At 63.3% G+C, this 18,198-nt stretch carries 22 protein-coding genes and 1 pseudogene; 15 read left to right on the top strand and 8 right to left on the bottom strand.

All coding sequences use genetic code 11. The features are described from left to right. Positions 1–118: pseudogene (locus tag ACFVYC_RS17570) on the top strand (IS30 family transposase); the annotation flags it as partial. 137 nt (positions 119–255) lie between these two features. Here ACFVYC_RS17570 and ACFVYC_RS17565 read toward each other — a convergent pair. After that, entirely contained in the window at positions 256–549 is a 294-nt protein-coding gene (locus tag ACFVYC_RS17565; RefSeq protein WP_387552640.1) for an HPr family phosphocarrier protein, read from the bottom strand. A 163-nt stretch (positions 550–712) separates the two neighbouring features. On the opposite strand from ACFVYC_RS17565, the gene ACFVYC_RS17560 reads away from it, so the two are divergent. Next, the gene (locus tag ACFVYC_RS17560) at positions 713–1,483 is read left to right on the top strand and encodes a GntR family transcriptional regulator (protein WP_387552638.1); all 771 of its coding nucleotides are present in this window, start codon (positions 713–715) and stop codon (positions 1,481–1,483) included. Positions 1,484–1,610: 127 nt separating this feature from the next. On the opposite strand, the gene ACFVYC_RS17555 is transcribed toward ACFVYC_RS17560, so the two are convergent. From ACFVYC_RS17555 to ACFVYC_RS17540, 4 genes are all read right to left on the bottom strand, one after another. Continuing rightward, positions 1,611–3,281 (bottom strand): cytochrome bc complex cytochrome b subunit, encoded by a 1,671-nt coding sequence (locus ACFVYC_RS17555; protein WP_387552636.1) that lies wholly within the window; start codon positions 3,279–3,281, stop codon positions 1,611–1,613. After that, a complete protein-coding gene (locus ACFVYC_RS17550) occupies positions 3,259–4,332 on the bottom strand; it encodes a Rieske 2Fe-2S domain-containing protein (RefSeq protein WP_387552634.1) in 1,074 nt (357 codons plus the stop codon). Before ACFVYC_RS17550 ends, ACFVYC_RS17555 begins: the two co-directional genes overlap by 23 nt. A 100-nt stretch (positions 4,333–4,432) precedes the next feature. Then, complete coding sequence (locus ACFVYC_RS17545) at positions 4,433–5,221, bottom strand: c-type cytochrome (protein ID WP_387552632.1); 789 nt, start codon at positions 5,219–5,221, stop codon at positions 4,433–4,435. Positions 5,222–5,307: 86 nt separating this feature from the next. Then, positions 5,308–5,982: a heme-copper oxidase subunit III gene (locus ACFVYC_RS17540; RefSeq protein WP_387552630.1), complete on the bottom strand. Its 675-nt coding sequence runs from the start codon at positions 5,980–5,982 to the stop codon at positions 5,308–5,310. A 112-nt stretch (positions 5,983–6,094) separates the two neighbouring features. Here ACFVYC_RS17540 and trpD point away from each other — a divergent pair, with 112 nt between their 5' ends. Next, complete coding sequence (gene trpD, locus ACFVYC_RS17535) at positions 6,095–7,153, top strand: anthranilate phosphoribosyltransferase (RefSeq protein ID WP_387552628.1); 1,059 nt, start codon at positions 6,095–6,097, stop codon at positions 7,151–7,153. A 7-nt stretch (positions 7,154–7,160) separates the two neighbouring features. Here the strand turns inward: trpD and ACFVYC_RS17530 are convergent, their stop codons facing one another. Both ACFVYC_RS17530 and ACFVYC_RS17525 read right to left on the bottom strand, forming a co-directional pair. Further along, positions 7,161–7,442, bottom strand: coding sequence for an Lrp/AsnC family transcriptional regulator (locus ACFVYC_RS17530; protein WP_387552626.1), 282 nt, complete (start codon positions 7,440–7,442; stop codon positions 7,161–7,163). Positions 7,443–7,561: 119 nt separating this feature from the next. Beyond that, the gene (locus ACFVYC_RS17525) at positions 7,562–7,960 is read right to left on the bottom strand and encodes a DUF3054 domain-containing protein (RefSeq protein ID WP_387552624.1); all 399 of its coding nucleotides are present in this window, start codon (positions 7,958–7,960) and stop codon (positions 7,562–7,564) included. 99 nt (positions 7,961–8,059) lie between these two features. On the opposite strand from ACFVYC_RS17525, the gene ACFVYC_RS17520 reads away from it, so the two are divergent. The 7 genes from ACFVYC_RS17520 to ACFVYC_RS17490 all read left to right on the top strand — a co-directional run bounded on the left by ACFVYC_RS17520 (position 8,060) and on the right by ACFVYC_RS17490 (position 13,939). Continuing rightward, a complete protein-coding gene (locus ACFVYC_RS17520) occupies positions 8,060–8,455 on the top strand; it encodes a VOC family protein (RefSeq protein ID WP_387552622.1) in 396 nt (131 codons plus the stop codon). Between the two features lie 95 nt (positions 8,456–8,550). Continuing rightward, positions 8,551–9,024, top strand: coding sequence for a VOC family protein (locus ACFVYC_RS17515; protein WP_387552620.1), 474 nt, complete (start codon positions 8,551–8,553; stop codon positions 9,022–9,024). Positions 9,025–9,108: 84 nt separating this feature from the next. Beyond that, positions 9,109–9,258, top strand: a complete 150-nt coding sequence (locus ACFVYC_RS17510; RefSeq protein WP_387552618.1) for a hypothetical protein — start codon at positions 9,109–9,111, stop codon at positions 9,256–9,258. Between the two features lie 228 nt (positions 9,259–9,486). Next, positions 9,487–10,539 carry a serine hydrolase gene (locus ACFVYC_RS17505; RefSeq protein WP_387552616.1) on the top strand — a complete coding sequence of 351 codons (1,053 nt, stop codon included), beginning with the start codon at positions 9,487–9,489 and terminating at the stop codon, positions 10,537–10,539. A gap of 298 nt (positions 10,540–10,837) precedes the next feature. Continuing rightward, on the top strand, positions 10,838–12,031 hold the full coding sequence (locus tag ACFVYC_RS17500) for a type III polyketide synthase (protein ID WP_387552614.1): 1,194 nt from the start codon (positions 10,838–10,840) through the stop codon (positions 12,029–12,031). 17 nt (positions 12,032–12,048) lie between these two features. Then, the gene (locus ACFVYC_RS17495; RefSeq protein ID WP_387552652.1) at positions 12,049–12,732 is read left to right on the top strand and encodes a methyltransferase domain-containing protein; all 684 of its coding nucleotides are present in this window, start codon (positions 12,049–12,051) and stop codon (positions 12,730–12,732) included. After that, entirely contained in the window at positions 12,704–13,939 is a 1,236-nt protein-coding gene (locus tag ACFVYC_RS17490; RefSeq protein WP_387552650.1) for an FAD-dependent oxidoreductase, read from the top strand. The genes ACFVYC_RS17495 and ACFVYC_RS17490 overlap by 29 nt, the downstream gene beginning before the upstream one ends. On the opposite strand, the gene ACFVYC_RS17485 is transcribed toward ACFVYC_RS17490, so the two are convergent. Continuing rightward, complete coding sequence (locus ACFVYC_RS17485) at positions 13,932–14,345, bottom strand: nuclear transport factor 2 family protein (RefSeq protein ID WP_387552612.1); 414 nt, start codon at positions 14,343–14,345, stop codon at positions 13,932–13,934. The genes ACFVYC_RS17490 and ACFVYC_RS17485 overlap by 8 nt on opposite strands. Before the next feature lie 58 nt (positions 14,346–14,403). Here ACFVYC_RS17485 and ACFVYC_RS17480 point away from each other — a divergent pair, with 58 nt between their 5' ends. The 5 genes from ACFVYC_RS17480 (at position 14,404) to ACFVYC_RS17460 (ending at position 18,194) form a co-directional block, all read left to right on the top strand. Continuing rightward, complete coding sequence (locus ACFVYC_RS17480) at positions 14,404–15,084, top strand: peptide deformylase (RefSeq protein WP_387552610.1); 681 nt, start codon at positions 14,404–14,406, stop codon at positions 15,082–15,084. Between the two features lie 61 nt (positions 15,085–15,145). Further along, complete coding sequence (locus ACFVYC_RS17475) at positions 15,146–16,033, top strand: methyltransferase domain-containing protein (RefSeq protein WP_387552608.1); 888 nt, start codon at positions 15,146–15,148, stop codon at positions 16,031–16,033. Positions 16,034–16,159: 126 nt separating this feature from the next. Next, positions 16,160–16,624: an NfeD family protein gene (locus tag ACFVYC_RS17470; RefSeq protein ID WP_387552606.1), complete on the top strand. Its 465-nt coding sequence runs from the start codon at positions 16,160–16,162 to the stop codon at positions 16,622–16,624. A gap of 33 nt (positions 16,625–16,657) precedes the next feature. Then, a complete protein-coding gene (locus ACFVYC_RS17465) occupies positions 16,658–17,602 on the top strand; it encodes an SPFH domain-containing protein (RefSeq protein ID WP_387552604.1) in 945 nt (314 codons plus the stop codon). A gap of 244 nt (positions 17,603–17,846) precedes the next feature. Continuing rightward, positions 17,847–18,194: an RNA polymerase-binding protein RbpA gene (locus tag ACFVYC_RS17460; protein WP_013600997.1), complete on the top strand. Its 348-nt coding sequence runs from the start codon at positions 17,847–17,849 to the stop codon at positions 18,192–18,194. The last annotated feature ends 4 nt before the right edge of the window (positions 18,195–18,198 follow it).

Genomic DNA, 18,198 nt, shown 5'->3' with positions numbered 1-18,198 from the left:
CGTCTACGGCCCGGAAGATCTCGAACACGTCGCCCAGGAACTCAACGGCCGCCCACGCAAAACGCTCGGCTGGAAAACCCCAGCCGAGCGTTTACATGATTTACTACTAACCACCTAACCAGCAGGTGTTGCAACGACCCCTAGAAACCGCCAAGGTGGCCCGCCGTCGTTGTTGCTGCAGTTGTTTTCCGTGCCGGCCCTGTGGACCGGGCGGCACGCCGGGGTCCACGGCAAGAACCGCAGGCTGCGGGGCGCCTATTCGGCTCCCTGCGACTCCAGCAGCTCCACGAGGGCCCGAAGGGCGGCTTCGGCATTTGCCGCGCTCAGGGCGCCATTCAGGACCTTATCCTCGATGCCCAATTCCACCTCGCAGCCGTGGTGGAAGTCCGCCGTCATGACTTGAAGGAGCGACCGCGCATCCACGCCTCCCGTGCCCGGCTTGGTGATGGTCACGGGAAGTCCGGTATCGGTCACCGCCCTCACGAATACGGCTGCCGGGCGTGCATGCAGTCCAATCGGGGCTGTGACCACGGCCTTGTGTGTTGGCAACGGGACTCCTTATTTATGACGGCCCCATCCGTCGGGTATCGAAATTTCCAGTCCAATATAGCGGGAGAATGCCCCTTCCCCGAATGAACTGGGTTTTTGGCCTCCGGTGGTCTAGACCTGTCCTAAAATGGCAGGGTGAACTTGCACCTACGGGAGACGTGTCGTGGCAGCCAGCGCCCGTAAAATTGCGGGCGAAATCGACCGGACGAGCGGGACGGCGATTTATGTCCAGTTGCGTGAGATCCTGCGCACTTACATTACCGAGTCATGCCGGCCGGGTTCCGCGTTGCCGTCTGAGCGCGACCTCGCGGAGCGCTTTGGCCTCGCGCGGATGACAGTGCGGCAGGCGATCGACGCGCTGGTCGGTGAAGAAGTCATCGAACGCGTTGTGGGCCTCGGCACTTTCGTGCGCCGGCCAAAGCTGGACCTGCAGGTGAAGCTGACTTCCTACAGCGAGGAGATGCAGCGCCGTGGCATGGTTCCCGCGGCCAAAGTACTCAGTTTTGAACAGATCGCAGCCAGCGCCTTCCTCGCCCGCGAGCTACAGCTGGACGAGGGAACTCCTCTGGTCCGGTTCAGGCGACTGCTCCTGGCGGACGGCGAACCCATGAGCGTGGATGAGAACTTTATCCCGGCCCACCGTGTTCCCGGCCTGCTGGACGGCGAACCGCCCACGTCGCTGTACAACGTGCTGAGCGAACAGTACGGCCTGGTGATGGAGTGGGGTGAGGACATGATCGAAGCGACCGCAGCGTCGCCATCCACGGCACGGCTGCTCAACGTCGAGGTCGGCTCACCGCTGCTCAAAATCCAGCGCCACGCTTTTGTTGCCCGCACCATGGTGGACTACTCCGTCTCGTACTACCGCGCAGACCGGTACAAGCTGTGGGTCCCGTTGCAGCGCCCGGGAGCGCGGCGCTCCCGCACGCACTGAATCAGCACGGTTTGCAGCGTTCTTAGTGCCTGTTCAACCTCACCGGCCCAGGACGCGGTAGGAGCTGGAAACAGTGAAGGCCCGGTCCATAAGGACCGGGCCTTCACTGTTCGATGTGAGCTTTTGCCTAGTGGCTCAGGCTCTTGGCTGCCTCAGGAGCTTCCACTGCCGCGTGGCCGTGGCCGTGGGCGGCTTCCAGCTCAGCAGGAGTGGCCGGGGCGACGCGGTCCTCGAAGAACCACTTGGAGAGGAACGCGCGGCGCTTCTCCTTGCGGGTTACTACACCGTGTTCGTTCGGCACGGCCGGCAGGACGTTCGGTGACTCGAAGCCCACCAGCTTGTAACGCTTGTACTCGTCAAGCGGCGCGTGCACCTCAATGAACTCACCGTGCGGGAGGCGGACGATGCGTCCGGTCTCGCGTCCGTGGAGGGCAATTTCCCGGTCCTTGCGCTGAAGGGCCAGGGCCACGCGCTTGGTGACGATGAAGGCGATGATCGGGCCGATGAAGAACAATGTCCGCAGCCAGTACGTGACGTCGTTCAGCGACACTCCGAAGTGGGTGGCGATGAGGTCGGAGCCTGCAGCAGCCCACATCACGCAGTACCAGACGAATCCGGCCATACCGATGGCTGTACGGGTCGGGGCGTTGCGGGGGCGGTCCAGGACGTGGTGTTCACGGTCGTCCTTGGTGATCCAGCGCTCGATCCACGGGTACATAAACATCACGGTGAACAGGATGCCGGCCGGCACCAGGGCCGGGAGCAGGACGTTCAGGGTGAGGGTGTAGCCGAAGATCACGTACTCGAAGTGGAAGTCTCCAATGACGCCCGGCATCAGGCGCAGGGCACCGTCAACAAAGCCGATGTACCAGTCAGGCTGGGTTCCGGCGGAGACAGGGGAGGGGTCGTAGGGACCGTAGTTCCAGATCGGGTTGATGGTGAAGAATCCGGCCATCAGTGCCAGGACGCCGAAGACGATGAAGAAGAATCCACCGGCCTTGGCAGCGTAGACCGGACCCAGCGGGTAACCCACCACGTTGTTGTCATTGCGGCCCGGGCCGGGGTACTGGGTGTGCTTGTGCACGACCACCATAAAGAGGTGCAGGACGATCATCAGCAGGATCAGTGCCGGAACCAGCAGGATGTGCAGCATGTACAGGCGCCCGATGATGGCGGTGCCCGGGAATTCTCCGCCGAAGAGGAAGAACGAGATGTACGTGCCAACGATCGGGATGGACTTGATTACGCCGTCGATGATGCGCAGGCCGTTGCCGGAGAGCAGGTCGTCGGGGAGGGAGTAGCCGGTGAAGCCGGCAGCCATCGCCAGGATGAGCAGGACGCTGCCCACAACCCAGTTCATTTCACGGGGCTTGCGGAAGGCTCCGGTGAAGAAGACCCTCAGCATGTGGACGGCGATTGAGGCTACGAACAGCAGGGCCGCCCAGTGGTGGACCTGGCGCATAAAGAGGCCGCCGCGGATGTCGAAAGAGATGTCCAGCGACGAGCTGTACGCCACCGACATTTCAACGCCCTTGAGCGGAACATACGAGCCGTCGTAGTGCGTCTCCGCCATGGACGGGTCGAAGAAGAACGTCAGGAACGTACCGGACAGCAGCAGGATGACAAAGGAGTACAGTGCCACTTCGCCGAACATAAAGGACCAGTGGTCGGGGAAGACCTTCCGGCCGAATTCACGGAGGATTCCGGAACCGCCAACACGGGCATCGACAAAGTCGGTGAACCGGCCTGTCTTGGTTTTGGCGACGAAAGCGGGCTCAGCTGTTGATGCTGCGCTCATGCATATCACGCTCCCAGTAACTTGGTCCTACAGGTTCTTTGAAGTCGCTGGTGGCGACCAGATAGCCCTCGTCGTCAACTGCGATGGGCAGCTGGGGGAGAGGACGGCTGGCGGGGCCGAAGATCACCTTGCACTCTTGCGTGAGGTCAAAGGTGGACTGGTGGCACGGGCACAGCAGGTGGTGCGTCTGCTGCTCGTAAAGAGCAACGGGGCAGCCAACGTGGGTGCAGATCTTGGAGTAGGCAACGATGCCGTTGTAGCCCCAGTCCTCGCGGCCCGCAGAGGGGTTCAGAGATGCCGGGTCCAGGCGCATGAGCAGCACAACGGCCTTAGCCTTCTCGTTGAGCTTGCCTTCGTGAAGTTCGTTCAGGCCCTCCGGAATAACGTGGAATGCCGAACCGATGGTCACGTCCGAGGCCTTGATGGGTGTTCCATCAGGGTCCCGGGCGAGGCGCTTGAGCCTGCCTTCCGCGGGTGCCCACATGGTGTGGGCCAGCTTGTTGTCCGGGCGCGGACCGAGGTCGCCGAAGATGGCAACTGCCGGCAGCGGCGCAAGCGCAACTGCACCCAGGAGGGTGTTCCGGATCAGCGGACGGCGCTTGATGCCCGTCTCTTCCACGATGTCGTCAACGATCCGAACTGCCGCCTGGCGGTCCTCTTCGTAGCGGATGGCGTGGCGCTCTTCGGAGACTTCATGGTCCGGCATCAGGGCCTTGGCCCAGTGAACGATGCCGGTGCCGATGCCGAGCATCGCAAACGCCGTGCCAAGGCCCAGCAGCATGTTCTGGAGCCGGATGTTGGCGATGGTTGAATCTGCGCCGCCCAGATCAATGGCAAAGTACGCCACCAGGAAGATCAGGGTGCCAACAACAGAGGTGCCAAATAGTAAGGCGACCTGCCGTTCTGCCCGCTTGGCGGCCTTCGGGTCCGTGTCAGCCAGGCGCAAACGGTGCGGAGGAATTCCAGGGTCCTGGAACTTCTCCACCTCATTCTGACCAGCCGTAGCTACGGTGCCCGAGTGGTTCGGACTGCCGTCACTATGGTTGCCCATAATTCGCCTCATCCTTCTCTCGTCCCGGCGGATGCCGGGTTAGTTTCTAATATCAAACTGCTGACAGACCAGCAGAAGTTTGTGCAGTGGTTCGGAGGTCCTAGGACGTCCGGGAGGTGAGCCAGATCGTGAAGGCGATGATGACGCCGAGGCCTGCAACCCAGACGAACAGGCCTTCGGCCACGGGGCCGAGGGAGCCCAGATCAGCGCCGCCGGGGGAGCCGCTGGTTTCGATCTGCTTCAGGAAGGTGATGATGTCGCGCTTGCCTTCAGGCGTGATGTTGGAGTCACTGAAGACCGGCATGTTCTGCGGGCCGGTAGCCATGGCTTCGTAGATGTGCTTGCCGGATGTGTCGGCCAGGGCAGGTGCGAACTTGCCCCGCGTCAGCGCGCCGCCGGCGGCAGCAGCGTTGTGGCACATGGCGCAGTTGGTACGGAAGAGTTCGCCACCGACGGCTGCGTTACCGCTCGCGTCGAGCAGGCTTTCCTCAGGGATTGCCGGGCCGGCACCCAGGGAAGCAACATAGGCTGCAAGCTGGTGGGTCTGTTCGTCGTTGAACTGCGCGGGCTTCTCCAGCGCCTGGGGGCCGTTCATCTGCATGGGCATGCGGCCGGTTCCCACCTGAAAATCAACAGAGGCGGCGCCCACGCCGACGAGGGAGGGGCCATCCTGGGAACCGCTGGCACCCATGCCGTGGCAGGTTGCGCAGTTGGCGGCGAAGAGCTTGCCGCCTTCCTCTACGTCATTTGCGCTGAAGGTGGTGGTGGATGCCTTGGCTTCGTTGACGGTGGTGGCCACGGCGTACAGCCCACCAGTGATGAGGAGCCCCATCAGAAGCAGCGCGATTGCTGCCAGTGGGTGACGCCGCTTTTGCGAGAGTGCCTTCACGTGGTGGTTCCTTTATTCGATCCTGCGCCGGCTCCTGGAGCCGCTACCTGAAATTCTGCCTCTTGTAGAAAAAGAAACAAAGCTGGCTACTTGAGTACGTAGATGACCAGGAAGAGGCCGATCCACACGACATCCACAAAGTGCCAGTAGTACGAGGTGACAATTGCGGATGTTGCTTCGAAGTGCCCGAACTTCTTCGCGGCAAACGAACGGCCCATGATCAGGAGGAAGGCCACCAAACCGCCGATGACGTGGAGGCCGTGGAAGCCGGTAGTCATGTAAAACGCGGAACCGTAAGCGTTGGAGGATAGCGAGACGTGCTCGGAAACCAGCATCGCGTATTCCGTTCCCTGACCGGCGACGAAGAAGGCCCCCATCAGGAAGGTAAGGGTGAACCATTCGTTCATTCCCCAGCGGGCGAATTGGAAGCGCCCTCCGGTTCGGCGCGGCTGCAGCCGCTCGGCGGCGAAGACGCCCATCTGGCAAGTGAATGAACTTGCCACGAGGACGATCGTGTTGGCGAGCGCAAAGGGGAAGTTGAGCTTCGCTGTCTCGGCCGCCCACATCTCACCGCTCGTTGAGCGCAGAGTGAAGTACATGGCAAAGAGACCGGCGAAGAACATCAACTCGCTGGACAGCCACACTACGGTTCCAACGGAAACCATATTGGGGCGGTTCAGCGTGGGGTGCGCCGGGGTACTGGGGGCATGGGTCGCAGATGTCACATAGACATTATGTCTGTAAAAGTCCGTGCTGCCCAACGCAAACCGCCTTTTCGGGGGACTTTTTCTACAAAGACGCGAAATCGCACCAAAAAGTTCCCCGGCCCGTTCACATTGGTCAGTCCCGGCCATCCCTCGATAGCATCAACAGGTGACTTCACAGGCATCTGCAGCGTCGGCGGGCAACACCTGGCCACGGCTGATCTCGGCACTGATCAACGGCAAGGACCTCACGGCGGACAGTACCGCCTGGGCCATGGACACCATCATGTCCGGGGAAGCGACGCCCGCTCAAATAGCAGGGTTCCTGGTTGCCCTGAGCGCCAAGGGTGAAACCGTTGAGGAGCTCTCGGGCCTGGTGAATGCCATGCTTGCCCACGCCAATCCAGTCTCCATTTCAGGTGAGAAGCTGGACATCGTCGGGACCGGCGGTGACCAGCTGAACACCGTCAATATCTCCACCATGGCAGCGCTGGTGGCCGCCGGGGCAGGCGCGAAGGTCGTCAAACACGGCAACCGCGCGGCGTCGTCCTCATCGGGGTCGGCAGATGTGCTGGAGGCCCTGGGCGTCCGCCTTGACCTGTCCATCGAAGAGGTGGCGCGCAATGCGGAGGAGGCCGGAATCACGTTCTGCTTCGCTCAGGTCTTCCACCCGTCCTTCCGCCACACTGCCGTGCCGCGGAAAGAGCTCGCCATACCGACAGCCTTCAACTTCCTTGGCCCGCTGACCAACCCGGCCAAGGTGCAGGCATCCGCGGTGGGGGTTGCAAACGGCCGGATGGCGCCGCTGGTGGCGGGTGTCCTGGCCCAGCGCGGAAGCCGGGGCCTGGTGTTCCGCGGCGATGACGGGCTCGACGAGCTCACCACCACTGGTCCCTCAACCGTGTGGGAAATCCGCGGCGGCGCTGTATCTGAGCTGACCTTTTCGCCGGCGGACCTCGGGATCAGGCCAGCAACCGTGGAGCAGCTGCGGGGCGGTGACGCACGGGCCAATGCGGCCGTGGTCCGCGACGTCCTGGCAGGTAAGGAAGGCGCCGCCCGCGACGCCGTTCTCCTCAATGCGGCAGCGGGCCTCGTAGCGTTCGACACCAGCGCTGACGGACCGTTCATGGAGCGGATGCAGAAGGCGCTTGGCCGCGCAGCCGAATCAATTGGTTCAGGCGCTGCCGCAGAGGTCCTCGAAAGATGGGTGTCGCTGACCCGCCGGTGATCCCTGGCTACTGCTCGAAGCCCAAGGCGAAGGCGGCGTCCAAATCGTGCTGCGAGTAGGCGCGGAAGGCAATGTGTGTGGTGGTGTGGACTACTGCAGGCACCTTGGACAGGCGGTCGGCGATAACGTCCGCCAGGTCCTCATGCCGTGGCACCCTCACCACCGCGATCAGGTCCCATTCGCCGGTGACGGAGTACACCTCGCTGATGCCCTCGATCGCTGAGATGTCCTCCGCCGTTTCAGGAATGCGGGCAGCGTCAGTCTTGATCAGAACGAATGCGGTGATCACGATAAATCCTTCCGGATCTGTTGCGCCGTAGCAGGGCCCGGCAAGCTTTTCGGTGCTGCCAGCCTATTACATTCGTGCCCGCTGCCGTCCTGCCGTCCGGCCGCCCACGAGGACTTCTATCAGGTTCTCCTCAACCGCTTGGCCCCGGCCCAGGCCAGCCGCCACCCCACCAGCAGCAGCCCCAGGCTCAGCAAAGCCACGATGATAAAGGGCAGCACCACGGTCTGGCCGGTCAACAGCCGGAGCACCATGCCACCCACCAGGGCTCCAAGCCAGACCGCCAGCCCGGTCCGGCGAACGGACACCGGATTCCGCCACGCCCTTGCAGCGAGCCATCCCAGGGCTGCCCCGGCAAGGAACGGCCAAGCGGTCAGCAGGACGCCGGCCACGACGTCACCGCGCTGGTGTGCATCACGGCCGACGGCGGCGAACACCAGAATGAGCGCGGTGTCGGTTATGGCTGCGGCTGCTATGCCCCGCCCGGGGGATGTTTGGGGCCGCTGGATGGAAGGCGTCATGGCTTTGAGCCTAGCAATCGGGAGTGCCGCCCGGGGGACCCCTTGCCCGTCCCACGATGATTGAGCAGGATGGACAATCCGGGCAAGGAAGGCGGAAGCATGCGGTTGATTCAAGTGGCCCAGTTCGCGGAAGATCTCCGGCGGGCAGCAGCTTTTTACACCCAACTGCTGGCGGTGCAACCCACGGCGGTGTTCGATCCGCCTGGGCTTGTCTTTTTCGACCTTGAGGGCGTGCGGTTGCTGCTGGAGCCAGGCGCCCCGCGGGCTCTTCTGTACCTTCAGGTTCCCGATGTCACGTCGTCCGTGGACGAACTCAAAGGCAGGGGAGTGGAAGTGGTTGATGCGCCGCATGTGATTTACAGCCATACGGACGGCCGGCTTGGTCCTGCAGGTACGGACGAGTGGATGGCATTTATCCGGGACAGCGAGGGCAACACACTGGGGCTCGTCAGCCAGCTGGCTGCAGGACAACCGGTAACCGAAGGCCGCGCGTGAACCCGATGCCGAACCCCTTGCCCAAAATCGCTGAGGCTGATCACCGTTGTCCACCTGAGGCTGCGCCACTAGGCTCAAGCCGGAAGGGAGCAACAATGCCACGCACCATCGGAACATGCCTCTGGTTCGAGAACCAGGCGGAAGAAGCCGCACAGTTCTACACCTCGGTTTTCGACGATTCGAAGATCCTGAACGTTTCTCGCTTTGGCGAAGGTGCGCCGGCGCCGGCAGGCCAGGCGATCGCCGTTGTGTTCGAATTGGAAGGGCGCGGATTCACGGCGCTGAATGGTGCACAGGGCTCGAATTTCACCGAGGCCGTTTCGTTTGTGGTCGACTGCGAGAACCAGGACACTGTGGACCGCTACTGGACGGCACTGACCGACGGCGGCAGTGAGAGCATGTGCGGCTGGCTCAAGGACCGCTTCGGAGTGTCCTGGCAGATCGTTCCGACTGTACTGGACTCCTTGATTGCGGGGCCCGATCCGGAGGGTTCGCAGCGGGCGATGCAGGCCATGCTGGGAATGCGGAAGCTGGACATAGCGGAGCTGCAGAAGGCCTACGACGGCTAAAGTCCGCGCCGCAATACCTGCTCTTATACCCGCGCCTCTCAACGCAGTCCTTCCGAACGATCCTGTTAGGTAGCATCAGGTCAAATGAATAAACCGCTTTGGATTTGCTGCCTGGTGGGCGCCGCAGTGGGAATTACCCTGGGCCTTGCGGTCTTCGACAGTCCTTTCATTGGCTTCGCTGTGGGACTGGGAGTTGGCGCAGTTGTGGGCGCGGGAATCGGGCCGCGGCGCTGAGTCTTATCCAACGGTCAAGGACACCGTCAGCGTGTGAGCGGCGCAGCCACGCCGGGGCCAAGAAATACGTGTCCTTAGTCGGTCGATCATGCATTGACCATGTTTGGCCCCCAGCGTGACTTAAAGGTTTTTCAAACGTCCTTGCCACAAACTGGGGCCTTCAGCAATCACTGACGGCGGCCTCCCGGAGGGAATGCTGAAGGAACCGGCAGGCGGGGTGTTCTTCGCATGGGCAAAAGCAGCCAGGGTAACGGGTGGGCAGCGATGAACGCGTTGCCCGGCGCAGGCTCCACCAGCCCGCACTGGTTGAACCGGCACACTTCAGGTCCGGCACGTTTCCTTGCCGCTCTCGCCGTTATGGTCCTGGCCACAATCACCAGCTGCGGACCAGCACCGGCCGGATTCCCCAACGTCCCGGCATCACAGGCCGCCGCGGCCGCACCGGCTCAGACAGTTCCGTCAGCCGCCGCTGCCACCCCGGCTCAGACAGTTCCGTCAGCCGCCGCTGTGCCGGAAATGGCAGCACCGCCCACGTCGCCGCCGGCGCCGGCCATTCCTGCACCAGCGGATCCCGTCGTGCCCAGCCGTGAGACAGGCAGCGGCGAGCTTGAGGGCCAGATAAATGGCATCATCGGGGCAAACGCGCAGTACCAGCTGGGTGTGGCCCTGATCGACATGGCCGATGGCGCCCTATACCAGTACGGGGTTCGGGAAAAGTTCGTGGCTGCCAGTACTGCAAAAGTGCTGGCTGCGGCCGCCTACTACCATCTTGCCGAAACGGGGGAGCTATCCCTGACGGCCCCGCTGGGCGGCAGGACCGCCGCAGTGCAGATCCAGCAAATGATCCAGCAGAGCAACAACGATTCCTGGGCACTGATCGTTCAAGCCATCGGATATCAGCGAATTCATGACTATGCAGCATCAATCGGCATCGCCTACGACAGGGCTTACAACACGCTGTCCCCGGCGGAAACAGCCAGGACGCTGGCCCTCCTCTACAACGGAAACCTGATCAGCGGGGAACATACGGCCCAGCTGCTTTCCTACATGCAGCACACCAACTACGAGACACTGATCCCCGCCGCTGTCCCGCCGGGCATCACTGTGTTCCATAAGTACGGGCTGCTTAACGGCAACCTGCACGACGCAAGCATCCTGGTCCAGAACGGTCACGCGTACGTTTTTGTGGTGTACACCCTGGGCGCGGGGCTGGGGGACATACCCCCACGCGCTGCGGTCATCCATCAACTCACCCGCGCGGTTGTATCCAACCTTTTCTAGGCTGGACCGTGTTTTAACCGCCCGCCGAACGGCACCGCGTCCCGGCAGTCAACGGGCCGCGGAACTGGAATGCTGACATTCCTTCTCAGCGGCCGGTCGAACGGAGCGTTCCCTAAGGGGAGCCCTTCCTTCGACTTTACTTTACATAATGTAGATTATCGGCGATTTACAGCGAGAGCCGGAAGTGGGCGGGAATCGGCCCACAAACATAAAGGAAACGGTGCCGTTGGTCAGCCTTCCGCGACATGCGTGGTGCGCGGTCATTGTCTTCTGCCGGACGCTCGTTAAGAATGTGTCAATGACGGTCTATGTGCGATCACTTGAAACTGCAGTCCCAAAAACGGTGTTGATCCAAACGGAAGCCCGTGATGTGTTTGCGGCCCAACCCGGATTGTCCAGGCTTGGCTCACGGCTCGTCAGCACCTGTTTCGACTCTGCCGCCATTGATACACGGTTCACCGCCGTGGACGAACTCACCAGGGATTACCGCTCCGACGATCCGCAGTTCTTTGATCCCGAAACCGGCCTGCTGCTGAATCCCAGCACGAAGGTCCGCAACGACATCTTCGGCCGCGAGGCAACCAAGCTTTTTGTGGAGGCCGCCCGTGCCGCGGTCAACGCCGCACCGGAACTCGATTTACTTGACATAACTCATCTCATCACCGTGTCCTGCACCGGGTTTTTCAACCCGGGCCCTGACTACAAGATCGTCCGTGAGCTCGGCCTGGATCCCGCCGTGCAGCGTTACCACCTCGGTTTTATGGGCTGCTACGCCGCCTTTCCGGCACTGCGGGCCGCGAAGCTTTTCTGCGAGGCCGATCCGAACGCTGTGGTCCTGGTGGTCTGTGCCGAACTGTGTTCCCTGCACGTCCGCACGTCGAACGACCCTGACACCATCATGGGTTCAGCCCTTTTCGCCGATGGTGCCGCGGCCGCCGTCGTTACGGCCCGCAGTGGCTCGGAGAAAACGTCCCTGCTCCAGCTAGACCACTTCGAAACCGTGCTTACGCCGGTCGGCGAGGACTCGATGGCCTGGAACATCGGCGACCACGGCTTCGAGATGGTGCTGGGGAACTATGTGCCGCACATCATCGATGACCATATTGTCGGCGCCCTGGAGCCCCTCCTCGCCCGGGACCCGGAACTGGCGGCACTCCCCTACACCTCCATCCGCCACTGGGCCATCCACCCGGGCGGCCGGAGCATCCTGGACAAAGTCCAGTCCCGGCTGGACCTCACCGACGAGCAACTGGTTCCGGCGCGCGAGACGCTCCGCAACTACGGAAACATGAGCAGCGCCACAGTACTTTTTGTCCTCAAGCACATCCTGGAACAGGAGCCCGAGGGTGGGTGCGAACGCATCTGCTCCATGGCGTTCGGTCCGGGACTTACGGTTGAGACCGCGCTGTTCACCAAACTGCGCCAGGCGCCTGGCGCAGTGAACGGAAGCCAAGTGCCGGGGTACGCCGCCGCGGAAGTACCCGTCCCCTGAACCCCGTGGACCTGCTGATGCGGCAGCGCGCCGTCGACGCCGTTGAACTCATGGAGGCCCCGGACTGCGACGCCCGGCGCCTGCAGAACACCTACCGCCAGTTCGCGGTGGTCAACCGCGCGCTGGCGGGATGGCGGAGGCACTACGTCCGGGAACTTCGTCCCACCCTGGCCGCGAAAAGGACTCCAGCCACGCTGCTGGACATCGGCTCCGGTGGAGGGGACCTCGTATGCCTGCTGGCAGGCTGGGCCCGCCATGACGGACTTACGCTGCGGATCACCGGCATAGACCCTGATGCGCGCGCCACCGCCTATGCGCGGGGACGTCCGCCCCTGCCCGGCGTCGAGTTCCGGCAGGCGCACAGCGCTGACCTTGTCCGGGAGGGCGGGCGCTTTGACTTCGTCATTTCAAACCACGTCCTGCACCACCTTTCGGCGGACGAACTCCAGCAGTTGCTCGCCGATTCGGCCGCCCTTTCCACCCAAAAAGCGCTACACAACGACCTGAGGCGCAGCCCCGCCGCCTACGCCCTCTTCTCAGCGGCAGCCCTGCCGTTCCCCCATTCCTTTATCCGGGCGGACGGCCTGACGTCCATTCGGAGGAGCTACACGCCGTCCGAACTGGCCGCCCTCGCTCCCCCGGGCTGGCACGTCGAAGCCACCACCACGTTCCATCAGGTGCTGGCCCTGCACAGGAACTGATGTGGCACCGGCAACGGACGTGCTGATCATAGGCGGGGGGCCGGTGGGCCTGTACCTGGCGGCCCTGCTGCTTCAGGACGGTGTCAGCGTCAAGGTTCTTGAACAACGGCAGGCCAGGAATCTGCACTCACGGGCCATCGGCATCCATCCGCCCGCCCTTGAGGCGCTGCAACAAGTGCAGATTGCGTCCTCCGCGGTTCGGGACGGTATTAAGATCCGGGAAGGTATGGCGGTCAGCGGCGGAAAAACTGTTGGCATCATGCCGTTTGCCCCGGTTTCGGATGCGTATCCGTTCGTGCTGGCCCTGCCCCAGTTCAGGACCGAACAGCTCCTGGAAGAGCGCGTCCGCCAACTGGACAGCGGCGCCCTGTCCAGGGGTGTGCGGGTCAGGGAGATCACGGACGACGGCGGTTCAGTCACCGCCGTTGCGGACACCGCAGGCGAGGGCAACAGCGGCGGTACCGCCTTTTCGGCGTCCCTCGTGGTGGCGGCCGACGGCGCCCGGTCACCTATGCGCGACCTCCTGGGGATAGGCGTATGCCGGAAAGACTACCCGGACCACTACCTGATGGGGGACTTCCAGGATTCAGGGCTCCACGGCGACCGTGCCGTGCTGTTCCTTGAGCCGGGCGGCATCGTTGAGTCCTTTCCGCTGCCGGGTGGAGTGCGGAGGTGGGTGGTGCGGCTGGGAGGCCCCGCCGGTTCCGCCGGACCGGTTGAATTGGCAGGACTGGTCCGGCGCCGCACCGGCATCCTTCCGGATGCCGGCACCAACACCATGCTGAGCGCCTTCAGCGTCCGGTCCACTCTGGCGCGGCGGATGGTGGCCGGGCGGGTGTTCCTGCTCGGCGACGCCGCCCACGAAATCAGTCCGATTGGTGGCCAGGGCATGAACCTGGGCTGGCTGGATGCGCAGGCCCTCGCCCCCCTCATCCACGCGGCGCTGGCAGACGGAATGAGTGATCACCGAGTGAATCTGCAGCTCCAGGAGTTCCAGGCCAGCCGGCAGCGGGCCGCCGCGGCAGCCAAGCGGCAGTCAGAGATCAATATGATGCTGGGACGGCCGATGCCCCGGCCGTTGTTGAACCTGCGGAACCTGGGGATGGGCGCCGCTGCTGCCACCCCGGCGGTCAACACATGGGTCGCGCGGCGCTTCACTATGCAGCAGCTGGACGGGAAGCAGGTGGGGAGCCGTCCGCCTACCTGAAGTAGCAGTCGTAACTGTCCTGGCTGACAATCAGTCCGCCGCTGACTTCGAATACTGACGATGTCCTGGCACGGATGACCTCGCCCCGGTCCCAGTAGCGGAGATCCATCAGGACCATTGCGGACCAGTCTGCTTCCACCGCCACCCGTCCCCCCTCACAGGTGGTGCGACGAATAACAAACTTCTGGTCAGCCACCACTTCCGCGCTTTGGTCTGCGCCGGTCAGGACATCAGCCAGCGTTCGCGTTGAGCCTTCGGGGGCCAGCAGGTGCGGGGCTTCCACCAGGACGAACGAATCGGCGAGGAAGGGCCTGATGGCTGCGGCTCCCCCGCCGGATTCGAGGACGCGGAAGAACTCAAGGACACGGTCCAGGGGCAGGGTCTGTGGCGAAGAGGTTTCAGGCACGGGATAGACACTAGCCCAGCCAGCGACCGGTACGCGGCACGGCCGCTAGGCTTTCCCCATGAGCCAAAGCCTGTCCGGGACCGCATACACCGCAGAGCAGATCCGCGAAACCGTGGAGCGGATCCTCTCGGCCGGCACGCTCCCGCCTATTGTCCAGGCAGGCCATCCCGCGCTGAGGCAGCGCGCTGCCGCCTATGACGGGCAGTTGTCGTTCGACCAGCTCGAGCGCCTGATTACCCTGATGCGCGAGGTCATGCACGAGGCCCCCGGCGTGGGGTTGGCAGCGCCTCAACTCGGCATCCCGCTGCAGCTGGCAGTGGTCGAGGACCAGTACGACGTCGATCCTGAGGCCGCTGCCCTCCGTCACCGGAGCCCCCTGGACTTCCTCGCGGTCCTGAATCCCCGCTACACGCCAATGGGGCATGGCCTGGCGTCCTTCTACGAGGGATGCCTCTCAATCAACGGGCTTCAGGCCGTGGTGTCCCGGCATAACAATGTGCTTCTTGAGTTCCAAACCCCGGACGGGGCAGCTGCGCAGCGGGAGTTTTCCGGCTGGCAGGCCAGGATTGTGCAGCATGAGACCGATCACCTGAACGGTGTGCTGTATCTGGACCGCGCCCAGCTCCGGTCCCTGAGCAGCAACGCCGAATACGCGGCACACTGGGCCGAGCCGGGTATCAGCAAAGCCCAGGAGGGCCTGGGTTTCGACGCCGGACCCGCCGGCATCAGCATCAGCTGACCGCACGGCACCGCGTCCCATCCCGGAAGAAACCGGAAGAACGGGCCCTAGGATGGTTTCCATGCCCTCCACCACCGATCTTCCGCTGCTGTGCCCGGTGTGCCGGAACCCGCTTGAATTACTGGCAGCAGTCCCTGCCGGCCAGAGCCGGCTGCTCTGTCCTGCCGGCCATAGCTACGACGCCGCGCGTCAGGGCTACTACAACCTGCTGGTCGGAAAGGGCACGGCCTTTGAAGCAGATACTGCGGACATGGTCCAGGCACGCTCCGACTTCCTGGAAGCGGGGCACTACCGGCCGCTGGCAGCCGCGGTGGCAGCCGCCGTCGTGCCCTGCTTGCCTGAAGAACACGGCGCCGTCCTGGACGCAGGAACTGGAACCGGGCATTACCTGAGGGCTGTGCTCGACGATTCCGCAGCACAGAACCGCCGCCAGGTGGCTGCCGTGGGCCTGGACATCTCCAAGTTCGCCGTGCGCCGTGCCGCGCGGCTCAACCCCGAGGCGGTGAATCTGGTGTCCGATGTGTGGCAGCCGTTGCCACTGGCCGACGATTCTGTTGACGCCATTACGGTCATTTTCGCTCCCCGCAATGCCAAGGAGTTCGCCCGAGTGCTGCGGCCTGCCGGAAGGCTGGCGGTGGTTACCCCACGACGCGGCCACCTCGCCGCCATCGCCGCCGTTACCGGGATGTTGGCCATCGAGGAAGGCAAGGAAACCCGGCTGACCGAAGCGATGGGCAGCCATTTCGACACCGAAACCAGCACCGACGTCGACATCCCCTTGGCACTGACCCGCCGGCAGGCCGCCGACCTCGCTTATATGGGACCGGCTGGCCACCACCTGCAGCGGAGCGACCTCCTCGCTCGGCTGGAAGGCCAGCCCGAGCCGGTTCGGGCCGAGGCAAACTTCCGGTTGACGGTCTTCCGGCCCACGAAACCTCCAACGACGTAACGACTTGGCCACTATCCCCGTACGACCGCCGGGAGCCCGCCCACGGCTGACCGGGCCGCACTAAGATTGAAGGACAGTTACTGGCGGGTGCGCGCGTTCGGCTCCCCGTAGCGAAGGGGGAGCACGTTGTTCGAATGGCTTGGGGAGAACTGGTGGGCGTTGTGGCTCACCGCGTTCCTGGCGTTTGCCGTGATCGAGATGATCACGCTCGATCTTTTCTTCATCATGCTCGGCGGAGGAACCCTGGCGGCACTGGTAGCCGACTTCGCGGGAGCCGACCTCTGGCTGCAGATCGTGGTCTTCTGTGTGGTGTCCTTGCTCATGATCGCCTTTGTCCGGCCCGTGGCCCTTGCCCACCTGAAAAACGGACCGTCAGAGCAGCGCACCAACGTGGACCGGCTCATCGGTGAGCAGGCTGTTGTTATGGAGCCGGTGACGTCCGACGGCGGCCTGGTCAAGATCGGCGGAGACATCTGGACAGCCCGTTCTGCAGGCGGCGTCCTTTCCGCCGGCCAGAAAGTCGTAGTTTCCGCCATCGATGGAGCCACCGCAGTGGTGGCAGCGCCGCCGGAAGCAGCAAGCCCGTCCTGATACAGCCTGAACAAATGGGGAACAAGGAGATGTATGGATAACGCCGGAGGAACCGCATTGGCCATCGTGCTGGTGGTCCTGATCGTGTTTGTGATAATCGTTCTGGTCAGGGCGGTGCGTATCATTCCGCAGGCCCGTGCAGGCGTGGTGGAACGGCTGGGCAAGTATCAGCGGACCCTGAATCCAGGGCTGACCATCCTGATCCCGTTCGTGGACAGGCTCCTGCCGTTGCTGGATCTCCGCGAACAGGTGGTCTCGTTCCCTCCGCAGCCGGTTATCACCGAGGACAACCTGGTGGTCTCCATCGACACCGTGGTCTACTTCCAGGTCACGGACCCCAGGGCCGCCACCTACGAGATCGCCAACTACATCCAGGCAGTCGAACAGCTGACCACCACAACCCTGCGAAACGTGGTGGGCGGGCTGAACCTCGAAGAAGCACTCACGTCCCGCGACCAAATCAATGGCCAGCTGCGCGGGGTCCTGGACGAGGCAACGGGCCGCTGGGGCATACGTGTTTCCCGCGTGGAGCTCAAGGCCATCGATCCGCCCCACTCCATCCAGGACTCCATGGAGAAGCAGATGCGGGCAGAGCGCGACCGCCGCGCCGCCATCCTGACTGCCGAAGGTACCAAGCAGTCGGCTATCCTGACCGCCGAAGGCCAGCGCCAGGCGTCCATCCTGGCGGCAGAAGGCGACGCGAAGGCCGCCATCCTGCGCGCGGACGGCGAGGCGCAGGCCATCCAGAAGGTCTTTGACGCCATCCACAAGGGCAACCCGGACCAGAAACTGCTGGCGTACCAATACCTGCAGACCCTTCCAAAGCTCGCGGAGGGATCCTCGAACAAGCTATGGATCATCCCCAGCGAAGTGGGCGAAGCCCTTAAAGGCATCGGCAACGCTTTGGGTGGCACCAACGCGGAGACCGGTGTTGCCGGGCTGTTCGACGAAGTGGGAGCCAAGTCTTCCGAACCCTAGCCTGTCCTGCCGGGCCACGGAAGGGATCCGCAGCACGCTGCGGATCCCTTCCGTTTTGGTTGGCAGCGCATGATACCGGTATAATTGGGTATTTGTCCGGCAGGAGTAGATCCGCTGGAACAACCAAGCTTCGCAATGCGTTGAATCTTAAGATGCAGCACAGAGCACACAATAGTCCGGAGGCGCTTGAACGCCGCCGGCTGGCGCGGGGTTTCACACCGCGAACCGACCAGAGGGAGAAATCATGAGCGATCGCAGCCTGCGGGGTATGCGCCTTGGTGCGCAGAGCATGGAGACCGAGTCCGGAGTCGAGCCGGCTCCGCGCCAGCGCGTCGAGTACCGGTGCGAAGACGGCGAGCAGGTATTCGTCACCTTCTCCTCCGAAGCTGAGATTCCCCCGGTCTGGGTATCCAAGACCGGCAAGGAAGCGCTCCTGGTCGACGGCGAACGCCCGGACACCAGCAACGACAAAGCCGTCCGCACACACTGGGACATGCTGCTGGAACGCCGCTCCCTGCCTGAACTCGAGCAGATCCTCGAGGACCGCCTCACTATCCTGCGTGAACGCCGCGGCGAACGCCGCTCCGCGTAACACC

Origin of the sequence: Pseudarthrobacter sp. NPDC058329, from assembly GCF_042879835.1 — a bacterium.
Lineage (GTDB): Bacteria > Actinomycetota > Actinomycetes > Actinomycetales > Micrococcaceae > Arthrobacter.
Note: the sequence above shows the minus strand (reverse complement) of the source record. Positions and strands in the feature narration are given on the sequence as shown.

Bases quoted from the DNA above. Each gene is read 5' to 3' on its own strand.
- ACFVYC_RS17555 (WP_387552636.1), bottom strand. From the start codon at position 3,281: ATGAGCGCAGCATCAACAGCTGAGCCCGCTTTCGTCGCCAAAACCAAG.
- ACFVYC_RS17550 (WP_387552634.1), bottom strand. From the start codon at position 4,332: ATGGGCAACCATAGTGACGGCAGTCCGAACCACTCGGGCACCGTAGCT.
- ACFVYC_RS17525 (WP_387552624.1), bottom strand. From the start codon at position 7,960: ATGACGCCTTCCATCCAGCGGCCCCAAACATCCCCCGGGCGGGGCATA.
- ACFVYC_RS17520 (WP_387552622.1), top strand. From the start codon at position 8,060: ATGCGGTTGATTCAAGTGGCCCAGTTCGCGGAAGATCTCCGGCGGGCA.
- ACFVYC_RS17515 (WP_387552620.1), top strand. From the start codon at position 8,551: ATGCCACGCACCATCGGAACATGCCTCTGGTTCGAGAACCAGGCGGAA.
- ACFVYC_RS17510 (WP_387552618.1), top strand. From the start codon at position 9,109: ATGAATAAACCGCTTTGGATTTGCTGCCTGGTGGGCGCCGCAGTGGGA.
- ACFVYC_RS17505 (WP_387552616.1), top strand. From the start codon at position 9,487: ATGGGCAAAAGCAGCCAGGGTAACGGGTGGGCAGCGATGAACGCGTTG.
- ACFVYC_RS17500 (WP_387552614.1), top strand. From the start codon at position 10,838: ATGACGGTCTATGTGCGATCACTTGAAACTGCAGTCCCAAAAACGGTG.
- ACFVYC_RS17495 (WP_387552652.1), top strand. From the start codon at position 12,049: ATGCGGCAGCGCGCCGTCGACGCCGTTGAACTCATGGAGGCCCCGGAC.
- ACFVYC_RS17480 (WP_387552610.1), top strand. From the start codon at position 14,404: ATGAGCCAAAGCCTGTCCGGGACCGCATACACCGCAGAGCAGATCCGC.
- ACFVYC_RS17475 (WP_387552608.1), top strand. From the start codon at position 15,146: ATGCCCTCCACCACCGATCTTCCGCTGCTGTGCCCGGTGTGCCGGAAC.
- ACFVYC_RS17465 (WP_387552604.1), top strand. From the start codon at position 16,658: ATGGATAACGCCGGAGGAACCGCATTGGCCATCGTGCTGGTGGTCCTG.
- ACFVYC_RS17460 (WP_013600997.1), top strand. From the start codon at position 17,847: ATGAGCGATCGCAGCCTGCGGGGTATGCGCCTTGGTGCGCAGAGCATG.